This is a genomic window from Actinoallomurus rhizosphaericola (assembly GCF_024055675.1).
GTDB classification, from domain to species: Bacteria; Actinomycetota; Actinomycetes; order Streptosporangiales; family Streptosporangiaceae; genus Actinoallomurus; species Actinoallomurus soli.
The window spans coordinates 1-14347 of record NZ_JAMXMW010000029.1 but is presented as its reverse complement, the minus strand read 5'-3'; the positions used below and the strand labels follow the sequence as shown (position 1 = coordinate 14347).

Genomic DNA, 14347 nt, shown 5'->3' with positions numbered 1-14347 from the left:
GATCCGCAATGATGAGGAAAGCAGCGCTCGGCGTCGCGCTGGCGGCGACCGCTCTGACCGCCTCGGCCTGTGGCCAGGGCGTGCTCGGCGGCGACAGCAAGAAGGACAAGGGCCCCATCCTGCTCGGGATGGACATCCCCCTGTCCGGGAGCAGCGCCGACATCGGCCCGTACATGAAGAACGGCGCCCAGATGGCGATCGACGAGATCAACGCGAAGGGCGGTGTGATCGGCCGCAAGCTGCAACTGCGCGCCGAGGACGACGCCTGCGACCCGAAGACGGCGGTCGCCGCCGCGAACAAGCTGGTCGCCGCGAACGTCGCGGTCTCGGTCGGCGGGTACTGCTCGGGCGCGACCCTGCCCACGCTGCCGGTCTTCGACCGCCGCAAGATCCCGATGATCATCCCGGCGGCCAACTCCACCGAGCTGGTCGACCAGAAGCTCAAGCACGTGTTCTTCGTCAACGGCACCGGCGACCAGCAGGCCGTCGCCGCGATGACCTGGATGACCAAGAGCGGCGCCAAGAGGGTCGCGCTCCTGCACGACAACACGTCCTACTCCAAGGACATCGCCGTGCGCACCGCCGCCGAGCTCGACAAGCCCGGCGGCCCCGACAAGGCGACGCTGGACGCGGTCAACCCGGGAGAGAGCGACTACTCCGCGAACGTCGCCAACCTGCTGCGTTCCAAGCCCGACTTCGTCTACTGGACCGGCTACTACCAGGAGGGCGGCCTGATCCTGCGGCAGCTCCGGCAGGCCGGGTACAAGGGCAAATTCATGGTCGCCGACGGCTCGGTGGACGCCAAGCTCGTCAAGATCGCCGGTGGGACCGCCGCCGAGGGCGCGTACGCGACGATGACCCAGACCCCGGACACCATCCAGGGCGCGGAGAACTGGATCGCCGGCTACAAGCAGAAGTTCGGCGCCGACCCCGGCCCGTACTCCACGCAGTCCTACGACGCCGTACGGGTCGCGGCCGAGGCCATCAGGAAGGCCGGCAGCACCGACGGCGACAAGCTCGTCACGGCGCTGGAGGGCATCAACGGGCTGCAGCTGTTCTCCGGCCCGCTGAAGTTCACCGACCGGCACACGCTCACCAGCGGCGGCTTCGTGATCCTCGTCGTCAAGAACGGCAAGTTCGTGCTCCAGGACGCGCTGAAGTAGGCCCAGGTCCATGTCACAGCTGATCTGGAACGGCCTGTTCGTCGGCTCGTTCTACGCCCTGGTCGCGCTGGGCTACAGCATGGTGTACGGCATCATCAAGCTGCTCAACTTCGCCCACGGCGACCTGTACATGCTCGGCGCGTTCAGCGGGTTCGCGATGCTCGGGGCGATGGGCGGGCTGGTGAGGTCCTCCTCGCTCGTCGCCCTGTTCGTCGTGCTGATCCTCACGATGGTGGCGACCGGCCTGTCCGGCGTCGTCATCGAGCGGGTCGCCTACCGGCCGCTGCGCGGCGCGCCCCGGCTCTCGCTGCTGATCACCGCGGTCGGCGCGTCGTTCGCCCTGGAGTACGGCACCCGCATCGTCGCCGGGCCGAACCCGAAGGTCTACCAGGTTCGGCTCGACGGCACGGCGCTGCACGTCCTGGGCGCGCTGATCACCTGGCAGCAGCTCGCCCTGATGGCGGTCTCCATCGTCCTCATGGTCGCGCTGAACCTCCTGATCACCCGGACCCGGCAGGGCCGCGCGATGCGGGCCATCGCGCTGGACCCGAAGGCGTGCCTGCTCATGGGCATCGACGTCGACAAGGTGATCTCCCGGACGTTCTTCATCGGCTCCGCGCTCGCCGGGGCGGCGGGCGTCATGGCCGGCGGCTACTACGGGAAGATCGACTTCCTGATGGGCTTCATCATCGGGCTCAAGGCGTTCACCGCCGCGGTCATCGGCGGGATCGGCAACATCCCCGGCACGATGCTCGGAGGCCTGCTGCTCGGCCTGCTGGAGTCGTTCGGCACGCACTTCGTCGGCGGCCAGTGGCGCGACGTCTTCGCGTTCGGCTTCCTCATCCTGTTCCTGACCGTGCGGCCCACCGGCCTGCTCGGCGAACGCGTCACGGAGCGGGTGTGAACGACGTGGTGCAGGATCCGCCGGTCAAGCCGGTGAAGGGGCGGGGGCCGACGTTCGTCACGCGGTTCCTGGAGAGCCGCCACCTCGGCTGGGCGGGCCTGGCGATCGGGCTGCTCGCGCCGTTCGTCATCGCCACGCCGTACGCGATGGACGTGATGACCAGCGCGGTCGTCTTCGTCATGCTCGCCGTCGGGCTGAACATCGTCGTCGGCTACTGCGGCCTGCTCGACCTGGGGTACGCCGCGTTCTTCGCGGTGGGCGCCTACACCAGCGGCGTGTTGTCCACCGAGCTGAAGATCCCGCTGCTGGCGACGGTCCCGGCGGTCATCGTCGTGACGGTGCTCGCGGGCGTCATCATCGGCGGGCCGACGCTCCGGCTGCGCAGCGACTACCTGGCCATCGTGACGCTCGGCTTCGGGGAGATCATCCGGATCACCGCGAACAACCTGAGCATCACCGGCGGCCCGTCCGGGATCTACGGCATCCCCGGGCTGTTCGGCGACGCGACGTCCAGCCAGGTCGTCTTCTACTACGCGGTGCTGCTCATCGTCGCGGTGGCCGTGCTGCTCGCGGCGCGGCTCGGCCGGTCCCGGATCGGCCGGGCGTGGCGGTTCGTCCGCGAGGACGAGGACGCCGCCGAGGCGATGGGGATCAACACGTACAAGGTGAAGCTGGCCGCCTACATCGCGGGCGCGATCTGGGGCGGGCTGGCCGGGGTGCTGTTCGCGGCGCAGCTGTCGGCGATCTCACCGGCCAGCTTCACGTTCCTGCAGTCGGCGCTCGTGCTGATGGCCGTCGTGCTCGGCGGCATGGGCTCCACGCCCGGCGTCGTGCTCGGCGCCATCGTGATCAGCCTGCTGCCGGAGGTGCTGCGCGGCCTGGCGGACTACCGGTTCTTCGCGTTCGGCGTGCTGCTGATCATCGTGATGATCGCTCGGCCGCAGGGCCTGTGGCCCCATCGATCGAGGGAGCGGTGATGCTGGAAGTCGAGGACCTTCGCCTGTCCTTCGGCGGCGTACTGGCCGTGGACGGGCTGTCGTTCGGCGTCGGCGCGGGCGAGATCGTCTCGGTGATCGGCCCGAACGGCGCGGGCAAGACGTCGGCGTTCAACTGCGTCACCGGGTTCTACAAGCCCACGGCCGGCCGGATCCGGATCGACGGCGCGGACGTGACCGGGCGGCGGCCCTCGCTGATCGCCTCCCGGGGCGTCTCCCGCACGTTCCAGAACCTGCGGGTGTTCGGCGAGATGTCGGTGCTGGACAACGTACGGGCCGGCACGCACCTGTGGCTGCGCCAGCGGGTCGTCGACGCGCTGCTGCACACGCCGCGGTACCGCCGCAGTGAGCGCGAGGGCACCGAGGAGGCGAACAAGTGGCTCGACTTCGTGAACCTGCGCGGCGACCGGACCGGACTCGTACGGAACCTTCCGTACGGTGAGCAGCGCCGGGTCGAGATCGCCCGCGCGCTGGCCCGCCGGCCGAAGCTGCTGCTGCTCGACGAGCCCGCCGCCGGCCTCAACCACGGTGAGAAGGCCGAGTTGCTCGACCTGATCCGGCGGATCCGCGACCTCGGCATCGCGATCGGGCTGATCGAGCACGACATGGGCCTGGTCATGGAGGTCTCCGACCGGGTCGTCGTGCTCAACTTCGGCAGGGAGATCGCCGACGGGCCGCCCGAACAGGTCCGCGCCGATCCGGCGGTCATCGAGGCGTACCTCGGGCGGGACGCCGACGAGGCGGAGATCGAGGCGGCCAGAGAGGAGGTCGGCGGTGCTCGAGGTGAGTGACCTGGAGGTGAGCTACGGCGGGGTCCAGGCCCTGCGCGGGCTGTCGCTCACCGTGGGTGAGGGCGAGATCGTCGCGTTGCTCGGCAACAACGGCGCCGGCAAGACGACGACGCTGTCCGCGGTGTCCGGGCTGGTACGGGCCGGCGCCGGGCGGATCACGTACGAGGGCGACGACATCACCCGCGAGCCGCCGCCGAAGATCGTCGGACGCGGCCTGGTGCACGTGCCGGAGGGGCGGCGGGTCTTCAGCACCCTGACCGTGCACGACAACCTGCTGCTCGGCGGCTACCTCGTGCGCGACGCCAAGGAGCTGGCCCGCCGCGTCGACCGGGCGTACGCCCTGCTGCCGAAGCTCGCCGAGCGGCGTTCCCAGCAGGGCGGCACCCTCTCGGGCGGCGAGCAGCAGATGCTGGCCATCGGCCGTGCACTGGTCGCCGGGCCCCGGCTGCTCATGCTCGACGAGCCGTCGATGGGGCTGGCCCCGCTGATCGTCGCGGCGGTCATGGACGTCATCCGCGACATCAATGAGGCCGGCACCGCCGTTCTGCTCGTCGAACAGAACGCCAAGGTCGCGCTCAAGATCGCCCACCGGGGCTACGTCATCGAGAACGGCCGCTGCGTGCTCGACGGGCCCGCGGCGGACCTGGCCGCCGACGCCCGTGTCGTCGAGGCGTACCTCGGCGGCGTGGCCTGACCCGCTCGACGCGTCGTGACCGGTTCCCCGGAGCCGGTCACGACGCGTGGAGCAGAAGACCTGACCGGGGACATGCCTGGTAGCGCGCCGAGGGCCCGGTCACGAGCGGCGACACCGCCCTGGGAGGATCGTCACCATGGCCGCGGTCAGGAGGGATGGCACATGAGCGAGCGAATCACGGGCGTAGCGTCTCTGGTCGCTCCTCCGGCGAAGGAGGGCGCTTGAGCGAGCTGAACCTGCCGTCGCTGGGGGTGCGGCAGAACGTCCGCGACCAGATCGCGCAGGCGCTGCGTGCCTCGCTCGTCGCCGGGGAGATGCGGCCCGGCGTCGTCTACTCCGCGCCCGCGCTGGCCGAGCGGTTCGGCGTCTCGCCCACCCCCGTCCGCGAGGCGATGCTGGACCTGGTCAAAGAGGGCCTGGTCACCGTCGTACGGAACAAGGGTTTCCGGGTCACCGAGCTGTCCGACCGGGACCTGGACGACATCACCGAGGTGCGCGCGCTCATCGAGGTGCCGACCGTCGGCCGGGTCGCCGCGTCGCCCGACGGCGTCGAGAGGCTGCGCCCGATGGCGGAGGCGATCGTCACCGCCGCCGAGCGCCGCGACATCCTCGCCTACATCGAGGCCGACCAGACCTTCCACCTGGAGCTGCTCGCCCTGGCCGGCAACGCGCAGCTGGTCGAGGTGGTCCGCGAGCTGCGGCACCGCTCCCGCCTGTACGGCGTGCCCAAGCTCGCCGAGCGCGGCGAACTGCTGCCCTCGGCGCGGGAGCACCTGACCCTGCTCGACGTGATCGCGCGCGGTGACGTCGAGGGCGCCGAGACGCTGATGCGCCACCACCTGCGGCACGTCCGCGGCATCTGGGCCGGCCCCGCCAAGACCACCGACGGCTGACCGCCGTTGAGCAACCACCGAACGACCAACGGCGATAGCGAGCCGGGTCGGGCGGAGTTACCGCCGTCGACCGTTCGGATGTGGGTGGCCCAGCTGTCCGGTTCTTCTGGACGTCGCATCCGGGCACGTTCACGTTCCGGGACCCCAGTGGGGGTGGGCGGAAGGTAGAGACAGACCGGGGCTCCAGGGGGACAATCTGGTGCAACGGCGGACGTGTCGGTGCGCTGCGGGAGGCAGGCATGGGCATCGGGATGATGCGGGGGGCGGCGGCTGCGGGGACCGTGGCGGTGGCGGCCGCGGTGAACGTGGCGACGGGGATGTTGACTCAGCACTGGGCAGTGGCCTGGTGGCTGACGACCGGGGTGCTGGTGCTGGCCGGAGGCGGGCTGCAGGCATGGTTAACGGTCCGGGAGCGACCTGCTGGTCGGGTGGTGGCGTCGGGGGATGGTTCGGTCGCCGCCGGTGACTCGGTCAAGGGGGTGTCGACCACGGTGACCCGGCCTGGGCCCGGTGGTGGCCGGCGGGTGGATCCTGGTGATGGAGTCTCGGCGTCGGGGCTGGGTGCCGTCGCGGCAGGCGGGCAGATCGAGGACGTCCATACGCGGGTCACGGGCCAGGACCCCACCTCATGAGGCGGGGCCGCCGCTCCGGCTCTCAACCGTCGCCGTCCCCCACGCCGGGGGGTGGGGGCCTGGTCGGGGCCGGGGGTGCGGGGGCGATCGCTGCCGGGGGTGATGTCATCGGCGCCTCCACGCATGTGGGGGATGTCTATCAGGCGGCGCCGCTGCTGCCGGCCGACCGGGTGGATGTGCCGCCGGGGTTGCCGCCGAATCTGCCGTTCCGGATCGCCATGTTCGTGGGCCGGGAGCAGGAGCTGGCTCGGTTGGACGCGGCGTTGGCCACCGCGGGGGGTGTGGTGGTGCATGCGCTGCATGGGCTGGGAGGGGTGGGCAAGAGCACGCTGGCCGCCCACTGGGCCGCCGCTCACGCCGACCAGCACACGTTGACCTGGTGGATCACTGCCGACAGCCAGGCCGACATCACCCAGGGGCTGGCGGATCTGGCTCAGGCGCTACAACCCGCACTGGCGGCGGTATCCCCGGGCGGGGAGGCGGTGGGGTTGCAGGAACGTGCCGGGTGGGCGGTGCGGTGGCTGGCCTGCCACACCGGCTGGCTGGTGGTGCTGGACAACGTCACCCACCCCTCCCACATCCAAGAACTGGTGGCCGCCGCTACGGGTGGCCGGTTTCTGATCACCAGCCGGCTGGCCACCGGCTGGCACCACGTCACCTCGGCCCGCATCCGCTTGGACGTACTGCCGCCCGACCAGGCGCTGAGGTTGCTGCGCCAGATCGCAACCGGCGACCGCGACCATGCGGACCTGGACGGTGCCGCCGAATTGTGCGCCGAACTGGGGTATCTGCCGCTGGCCATCGATCAGGCCGCCGCCTACCTGTACCAGACCCACCTGTCCCCGGCGGCTTACCTGCGGTTGCTGGCCGCGCGGCCCGCGGTGATGTACGACCAAGCCGCCGAGGGTGCCGACGCGCAGCGGACAATCGCACGGATCTGGCGGCTCACATTGGACCGGCTGGCCGACCGGCCGCTGGCCGGGCAGCTGCTGCGGGTGCTGGCGTGGTGGGCGCCCGAGGCCATCCCCCGATCCCTGCTGGAGGGCCTGGCCGATGAGGCCGAGCTGATCGAGGCGCTGGGCGCGCTGGCCGCCTATAACATGATCATTCTTGACGGTGACACCATCGCCGTGCACCGCCTCGTCCAAGCCATCGCCCGCACGCCCGACCCCACCGACCCGCACCGCCAGCCCACAGCCATCCACGCCGCCCGCGATGAGGCCACCCGGCTCCTGCAGGCCGCACAACAGGCTGACCCTCGGGACCCGGCGACCTGGCCGACCCGGCGCACGCTGCTCCCGCACATCGACGCCCTGATCGAGCACGCACCCCCCGACACCGACACCGACACCACCGGCCTCCTGCTCACCTACACCGGACTGTTTCTCAACGACCAAGGCGCCACCACTCGCGCCATCACCTACCTGCACCGCTCCCTGATCACCTCCCAACGCCTCCACGGCCCTGACCACCCCGACACCCTGACCTCCAGCAACGCCCTCGCCGCCGCTTACCGGGCGGCGGGGAACCTGGCCCGGGCGATCCCGCTGTACGAACAGAACCTGACCGATCAAGAGCGGATCCTGGGCCCTGACCACCCCAACACGCTGACCTCCCGCAACAACCTCGCCAACGCCTACGAGGCGGCGGGGAACCTGGCCCGGGCGATCCCGCTGTACGAACAGAACCTGACCGATCAAGAGCGGATCCTGGGCCCTGACCACCCCAACACCCTGATCTTCCGCAACAACCTTGCTCACGCCTACCAGGCCGTGGGGGACCTAGACCGGGCGATCCCGCTGTACGAACAGACCCTGACCGATAGCGAACGGGTCCTGGGCCCTGACCACCCCGATACGCTGACCTCCCGCCTTAATCTCGCCGGTGCCTACCAGGCCGTGGGGGACCTAGACCGGGCGATCCCGCTGTACGAACAGACCCTGACCGATGCCGAGCGGGTCCTGGGCCCCGACCACCCCCATACGCTGATGTCCCGCCATAGTCTCGCCGGTGCCTACCAGGCCGTGGGGGACCTAGACCGGGCGATCCCGCTGTACGAACAGACCCTGACCGATGCCGAGCGGGTCCTGGGCCCCGACCACCCCTACCCCCTGACCTGCCGCAACGGCCTCGCCGCCGCTTACCAGGCGGCGGGGAACCTGGCCCGGGCGATCCCGCTGCTGAAGCAGACCCTGACCGATGCCGAGCGGGTTCTGGGCCCTGACCACCCCGACACCCTGGGCTCCCGCAACGGCCTCGCCGCCGCGTACGAGGCGGCGGGGAACCTGGCCCGGGCGATCCCGCTGTACGAACAGACGCTGACCGATGCCGAGCGGGTCCTGGGCCCTGACCACCCCTACACGCTGAGCTCCCGCCATAGTCTCGCCTACGCCTACCGTGTGGCGGGGAACCTGGCCCGGGCGATCCCGCTGTACGAACAGACGCTGACCGATGCCGAGCGGGTCCTGGGCCCCGACCACCGCGACACCTTGACCTGCCGCAACAACCTCGCCGCCGCCTACCGTGCGGCGGGAAACCCGGTCCAGGCGATCCCGCTGCACGAACAGATTCTGACCGATCAAGAGCGGGTCCTGGGCCCCGACCACCCCGACACCTTGACCTCCCGCAACAACCTCGCCGCCGCTTACCAGGCGGCGGGGAACCCGGCCCGGGCGATCCCGCTGCTGAGGCAGACCCTGACCGATGCCGAGCGGATTCTGGGCACCAACCATCCACTCACGAGGACGGTGCGGGGGAATCTGGATGCTGCTCGCGGGTAGGGCGTCCGGAAGTGTGTAGACCTCACCGCGACTTGCAGAAACGTTTCCGGGAATCCCTGCCCAGGAACCGCCTCGGGCCTGCGGACACTTTAGGGAGCAGGGGGCCAATACGGTGAGCCCGCGTAGTCACGGGGGCTCATTCCCCGTCGTTGGGCGCGTCGGGGTTGCGGATGGCGCCGGGGGCCAGATCCGGCAGAATGGGGTCGTAAGTGCCGTGCACCCCGAGGCGCCCCCTAAGCGGCCGCCTCATCAAAGGGCTCTGACCCGGTGGCCCCGCCGGCCTCATCCGGTGAAGCGGACCGCTCACATCGGGCCGAACAGGGACAGGTCGAGCATGATCGCCAGCATGACGGTGAGGGTGCGGGCCGGTTCGGAGATGTCCCGGTTGAACTCGATCTTGTAGTGGTCGGAGGGGGTGAGCCACTCCTTCACCGGCCCGGCCCAGGTCTTGCTCACGTGGGCGATCCGGGCGCCCGAGGCCGCGGTGACCTGGAAGTGCTTGAGCGACAGCTCCCCGACGGCGGTCGCCACGACCTGCTCCTGGTCGTCGGTGAGCTTGTAGTGACGCGTCGTCCCGGTCGCGCGGATCCGGCCGACCGGGCCGCCGTCCGGCCGGTGGACCTCGGCGAGCCGCCCGTTCGGATGCCGGGTCAGCAGGAGGATCGCCTGGTCGTCGGTGCCCGTGACCGTGAGGATCCGCGCGCCCGGCGGCGGCGCGGTGGGCAGGGTCGCCTTCAGCATTTGCAGGCGGGTGCGCCGATCGGTCTCCGTGGCGAACGCCAGGCGATTCCGCTTGTCATCGAGAATCTCGTAGCTCGCCTGGGTCGGGAGGATTTTTCCGGGTTGCCGCAGCCGCACGACGGGGGAATCGAAGAGGACGTCCACACTCACTGAGTATGCCGTGTGTAAATGCTCTCCGTACCGGCCGCCAGCCTCTCCGTCAGAAGAGGGTCGGCGGCTCGGCGGGCGCCCGCATCGGCTCCGGCAGCGGCTCGATCTCCGGGAGCCGGGCCCGTACGTCATCGTGGAACCGGCGGGCGAGCCGCAGCGCCTCGGCGTTGTCCGGGGTGTGGATGAAGACCGTCGGCGAACGGCCTTCCCGCAGCCACCCGGCGACCTGGCCGACCCATCCTCGCCAGCCGGCGACCGTTTCGTCCACGGAGTCACGGCCGATGTACCGGACGATGGGCCGGTCGGTGAGGGCGACCGTGCGTCGTGCGACGCGCGGCTTGCGCGTCCAGGCGTCGCGTTCCATGTCGCTCGTCGGCGTGGTCTGGAAGAGCGTCGTCGTGTCGAAGGGGATCCATTCCGCGCCGACGCCGGCGAGGGCCTTCTCGAGGAGCGCCGTGGCCCTCGGGTCCTCGAAGAACGCGCGGTGCCGTACCTCGACGGCGTACCGGTGCGAGGACGGGAGCCGGCGCAGGAAGGCCGCCAGCACCCCGACGTCGGCCGGCGCGAACGCCGGCGGCAGCTGGATCCAGAGCGCGTGGGCCCGCGGCCCGAGCGGCTCGATGGCGTCCAGGAAGGCGCGGAGTTCGGCGCCGACGTCCCCGAGGCGGCGCACATGCGTGATCGATTTGGGCATTTTCAGGACGAAGCGGAAATCCTCGTCGGTCTGACCCGCCCAGGTCTCCACCGTGCCACGTGCCGGAATGGCGTAGAAGGTGGTGTTCCCCTCGACCGCATTGCACCAGCTCGCGTACGCCTTCAGCCGTTCCTGCGGAGGAAGCGGGTGAGGCAGGAATCGCCCCTGCCATGGCGCATGGGTCCACATCGCACATCCCACATGAAGCCGCACGCACGCGACGCTACCCAAATCCCGGCGGTCCAGTGCTCAGGGCATTCGGGAAACGCCTCCACCGGTGACCCGGCCGATGCCACGGGTGCCCGGAAAACCGGTTCCCGAGGCCGGTGGCGGTGTGGAAGGCTCGCTCGTCATGGGAGAGCGGAAAGCGGACGGCAGCGCGGGCGACGCGGACTACGGCACGATCGGGACCGGGTACAGCGACTACCGCAGGCCGGACGACCGTATCGCCCGGCTCATCGCCGAGGCCCTGGGAGAGGCGCGGACGGTGGTCAACGTCGGCGCGGGCGCCGGTGGCTACGAGTCCGTGGCGCCGGACGTCACCCCGGTGGAGCCGTCGGCGTCCATGCGCGCCCAGCGGCCGGCCCACCTGCCGCCCGCCGTGGACGCCACGGCGGAGCACCTGCCGTTCGCCGACGACGCCTTCGACGCCGCGATGACCACGTTCAGCGTTCACCAGTGGAGCGACCTGAAGGCGGGCCTGCGGGAGATGCGGCGCGTCGCCCGTGGCCCCGTCGTCATCCTGACCTGCGACCCGGATCTGGTCCGGAACTTCTGGCTGTACGAGTACGCCCCGCTGGTCCTGGACACCGAGGCCCGCCGGTACCCGGCGATCGGCGACATCACCGAGGTGCTCGGCGGCGAGGCGTCGGTGCGGCCGGTGCCCATCCCCGCCGACTGCACCGACGGGTTCAACGAGGCGTACTACGCGCGCCCGGAACGCCTCCTCGACCCCGGGGCACGGCAAGCCTGCTCGGCATGGAGCTTCGTCGACCCGGCCGTGCGCGCGCAGTACGTCGAGCGGCTCCGGAACGACCTGGAGTCGGGGGACTGGGACCGCCGCCACGGAGCCCTGCGCCGGCAGCGGTGCCTGGAGGGTTCGCTGGTCCTCATCCGCGCGGTTCCGGCCTGACGCGGCCTGCCCGGCCGCGTCGTGGTGCGCGGCGACGACGGTCGCGCCTTCGGCGAGCATGGCCCCGCTCTTCATCGCATCAGCATTGTCGCCCGCCAGCGGTCCGCACCGAATGTCCGAGCTGGTCATGGCTGGTCTGGTCGCAGCGGGATTGATTGTTCGGTGCCGGTGATTGTGCGGTGTTTGTACGGCGAACAACGGTAGCCTTCCGGGCAATCGGCACCCGGCCTCAATCTGATGGCGGGCCGCCGCCGACCGGCGCGGTCATTCTCCCGACACGCCTTCGGAGGCACCGTCAATGACCACCACCAGCCGCACCGCCGTCCGTTCGAGCGCACTGCGCCGCGTCGCCCTGCTGGCCGCCGCCATCATCACCACACTGACCGGCGGGCTGCTCGCGCTCAGCACGCCCGCCCACGCCGCTCCCGCCTCCGGCGGGACCCAGGTCTTCCACGTGATGTGCTCGACCAAGGAGACCATCGACACCTGGTTCGACGTCACCGCCGATGTCACCGTGGACACCAACAACTCGTTCGGCCAGATCACCGCTGTGAACAACATTGCCGGCTACCTGGGCGGCGTCACGGCGTTCGAGGACATTTCCAACTTCAACGGCGGCACCTACACCATCAGCGACGACAAGCAGTCCGTCACCATCAGCGGCACCGCCACGATGACGGGCTACGTCGGCACTCAGCTGATCCCCGTTATGCAGGCCCCGGTTTCCTGCTCCAAGACCTGGAACATCCACGACCTGCCCACCGCATCATCGTGACCGCGCCCGGCCAGGTCCTCGCGCAACGGGGTCGGCGCCCCTGAGGACCTGGCCGGGCTCACGCATCGGGACTGAGGCCAGGCCGGTCGCGGGCCGCTCGATGCCGCTTCGCCCATGTCGCGGTCGGTGAGCGGGCCGGGACGGGGCCCTCGGGGAACAACGGAACGACCGTTGACGACTACGTGCTGCAGCAAGCGGTTCCGGACGTCCGTCGGCCGGATGGCAGGGAGGAACCGGCGCGGCGGGTCAGCCCCGAGGGCCGGTTAGGGCGGCGGGCAGCAGGGCGAGCGCGGCCTGGCGGGCGCGCTCACCCGCGCCGGCCGCGTCGTGATGCGCGGCGACGACGGTCGCTCCTTCGACGAGCATGAGCCACTGCCGTCCCAGGGCCGATGGGTCGGCGGCCCCGGCGCGTTCGGCGATGCCGGTCAGGAGCTCGAGGTAGCCGTTCAGGTGGCGCGCGGTGATGGCGCGTACGGACGCGACGTGGTGCTGGGCGGCCGCGTTCAGCATCGCGCAGCCGCGGAAGGCCGGGTCGTCGTACCACTCCTGCAGGGCGTCGAACACCGCGGCGAGCTGGTCGGCGGGGTTCTGCCCGGCGGCGGCGACGGCCTCGGCCAGCCATCGGGTCACCCGCTCGCTGCGCGCCTCCAGCATGGCTTCGACCAGGCCGTCCTTCGTGCCGAAGTGTCGGTAGAGCGTCTCCTTGGAGACCCCGAGCCGGGCGCACAGCTCGGCGACGCCGATGCCGTCGAGGCCGCGCTCGTACAGCAGGGGAGTGGCCGTCTCGAGGATGGCGGCGCGGGTGCGCGCCGGGTTGATCGTCGCGCCTTTGCGAACCGGCATGCCATAGACCGTACCGCCCGGTTCGATGAGCCGCTATCGTCCGAGAATCACCTTGTACGAGCGGCGATGACGGCGGGCCGGATGCCGTCGTCGCCTGACGCGTCTCGTCACGCTCTCGCCGCCACTTCGTCGGTCCACCGCCGGACTTCCGCGAGCCAGTCGACGTGGTCCACGGAAGTCGGCGTCTCCCACGAAAGCCGTACGGAGAAGTGAGCCCGCTCCTCCCGTCCGGGGCGCACGATGAACGGTCCGTCGACGTACTTCCATCCGATTTCCTCGACCCGCCGATCCGCCGCCGCAAACGCCTGAACACGGTGCGCGCCGTCTCCCCGAGCAGTCACCGCACTAGCGGGAAGCATCCTCCGCGCAAAGATCGGCCAACTGCGATCGCGGATCCGTTCGCCGCCGACGCCGGGATGATTCGCTTCCCTCGCATCCCGTCGCCTGAAGACATCGACCGGATCGCGAAATCTCCGCACAATCGACGAAAGGCTCTCATGTCGACGAAGTCCTTGCGCTTCCTGCCCGTGGGCCTCGCGGCCGGCTCGCTGCTGGCCGCCATGGCTCTGACCACCGCGGCGCCCGCGTCCGCCTCCCCGGCCGGGAAGCGGCAGACCGTGGTCACCGCGCTCGGCTACAACAGCACCGACTGGAGGTACCTGCAGGTGCCCCCGGCGGCCGACCAGCCGCTCTTCGCCGACCGGAGCTTCGACGACAGCGGCTGGCCCTCCGGCCAGGAGGGCTTCGGGACCGTCAACCGCACGTGCAAGTGGAACAATCCCGCGAACGTCAAGACCCACTGGGCCGTCAACACGGACATCCTCGTACGCCACTGGGTGCACATCCCGCGGGACGCCCAGGAGGTCCGCATCCAGGGGACCGTGGACAACGACGCGAGCGTCTACCTCAACGGCCATCTGCTCCAGGCCGTCAAGAGCGGCAACTGCAACGCCGGCGCCATCGACGTCGTCGTTCCGGCCAATTACCTGGACTGCTGCAACCTGCTCGCCGTCCGGGGCCACGACTATGGTCTCGCGACCTACCTCAATGTCGCGGTGACCTACGTCAAGCCGACTCCGGCCGCCTGACAGGCCGCCAGGGCCAGCTCGGCGGTCTCGGCGAGCTCGGCCGCCGTGGCGCCATCACGGGCGCGTTGTGAC

The 14347-nt window shown here is 70.4% G+C and carries 14 protein-coding genes; 11 read left to right on the top strand and 3 right to left on the bottom strand.

Annotation, left to right across the window (positions count from 1 at the left end):
• Positions 1 to 8 precede the first annotated feature (8 nt).
• From NE234_RS40585 to NE234_RS40545, 8 genes are all read left to right on the top strand, one after another.
• Positions 9 to 1163, top strand: coding sequence for a branched-chain amino acid ABC transporter substrate-binding protein (locus NE234_RS40585; protein WP_252786481.1), 1155 nt, complete (start codon positions 9 to 11; stop codon positions 1161 to 1163).
• A gap of 10 nt (positions 1164 to 1173) precedes the next feature.
• A complete protein-coding gene (locus tag NE234_RS40580; protein ID WP_252786480.1) occupies positions 1174 to 2067 on the top strand; it encodes a branched-chain amino acid ABC transporter permease in 894 nt (297 codons plus the stop codon).
• Complete coding sequence (locus NE234_RS40575; protein ID WP_252786479.1) at positions 2064 to 3044, top strand: branched-chain amino acid ABC transporter permease; 981 nt, start codon at positions 2064 to 2066, stop codon at positions 3042 to 3044. Before NE234_RS40580 ends, NE234_RS40575 begins: the two co-directional genes overlap by 4 nt.
• Positions 3044 to 3853 (top strand): ABC transporter ATP-binding protein, encoded by an 810-nt coding sequence (locus tag NE234_RS45120; RefSeq protein WP_305886748.1) that lies wholly within the window; start codon positions 3044 to 3046, stop codon positions 3851 to 3853. Before NE234_RS40575 ends, NE234_RS45120 begins: the two co-directional genes overlap by 1 nt.
• Positions 3837 to 4547 carry an ABC transporter ATP-binding protein gene (locus NE234_RS40560; RefSeq protein ID WP_252786478.1) on the top strand — a complete coding sequence of 237 codons (711 nt, stop codon included), beginning with the start codon at positions 3837 to 3839 and terminating at the stop codon, positions 4545 to 4547. Before NE234_RS45120 ends, NE234_RS40560 begins: the two co-directional genes overlap by 17 nt.
• A 221-nt stretch (positions 4548 to 4768) precedes the next feature.
• Positions 4769 to 5440, top strand: coding sequence for a GntR family transcriptional regulator (locus NE234_RS40555; protein ID WP_252786477.1), 672 nt, complete (start codon positions 4769 to 4771; stop codon positions 5438 to 5440).
• 239 nt (positions 5441 to 5679) lie between these two features.
• Positions 5680 to 6072, top strand: coding sequence for a hypothetical protein (locus NE234_RS40550; protein ID WP_252786476.1), 393 nt, complete (start codon positions 5680 to 5682; stop codon positions 6070 to 6072).
• 125 nt (positions 6073 to 6197) lie between these two features.
• Positions 6198 to 8852: a tetratricopeptide repeat protein gene (locus NE234_RS40545; protein ID WP_252786475.1), complete on the top strand. Its 2655-nt coding sequence runs from the start codon at positions 6198 to 6200 to the stop codon at positions 8850 to 8852.
• 303 nt (positions 8853 to 9155) lie between these two features.
• On the opposite strand, the gene NE234_RS40540 is transcribed toward NE234_RS40545, so the two are convergent.
• Positions 9156 to 9737 (bottom strand): phospholipid scramblase family protein, encoded by a 582-nt coding sequence (locus tag NE234_RS40540; protein WP_252786474.1) that lies wholly within the window; start codon positions 9735 to 9737, stop codon positions 9156 to 9158.
• Between the two features lie 55 nt (positions 9738 to 9792).
• On the bottom strand, positions 9793 to 10650 hold the full coding sequence (locus NE234_RS40535) for a DUF72 domain-containing protein (RefSeq protein WP_252786473.1): 858 nt from the start codon (positions 10648 to 10650) through the stop codon (positions 9793 to 9795).
• Positions 10651 to 10789: 139 nt separating this feature from the next.
• Between NE234_RS40535 and NE234_RS40530 the strand changes: the two genes are divergently transcribed.
• Both NE234_RS40530 and NE234_RS40525 read left to right on the top strand, forming a co-directional pair.
• A complete protein-coding gene (locus tag NE234_RS40530; protein WP_252786472.1) occupies positions 10790 to 11569 on the top strand; it encodes a methyltransferase domain-containing protein in 780 nt (259 codons plus the stop codon).
• A gap of 298 nt (positions 11570 to 11867) precedes the next feature.
• A complete protein-coding gene (locus tag NE234_RS40525; RefSeq protein WP_252786471.1) occupies positions 11868 to 12344 on the top strand; it encodes a hypothetical protein in 477 nt (158 codons plus the stop codon).
• Positions 12345 to 12590: 246 nt separating this feature from the next.
• On the opposite strand, the gene NE234_RS40520 is transcribed toward NE234_RS40525, so the two are convergent.
• Positions 12591 to 13187: a TetR/AcrR family transcriptional regulator gene (locus tag NE234_RS40520; protein WP_252786470.1), complete on the bottom strand. Its 597-nt coding sequence runs from the start codon at positions 13185 to 13187 to the stop codon at positions 12591 to 12593.
• 497 nt (positions 13188 to 13684) lie between these two features.
• On the opposite strand from NE234_RS40520, the gene NE234_RS40515 reads away from it, so the two are divergent.
• Positions 13685 to 14275, top strand: coding sequence for a hypothetical protein (locus tag NE234_RS40515; RefSeq protein ID WP_252786469.1), 591 nt, complete (start codon positions 13685 to 13687; stop codon positions 14273 to 14275).
• The last annotated feature ends 72 nt before the right edge of the window (positions 14276 to 14347 follow it).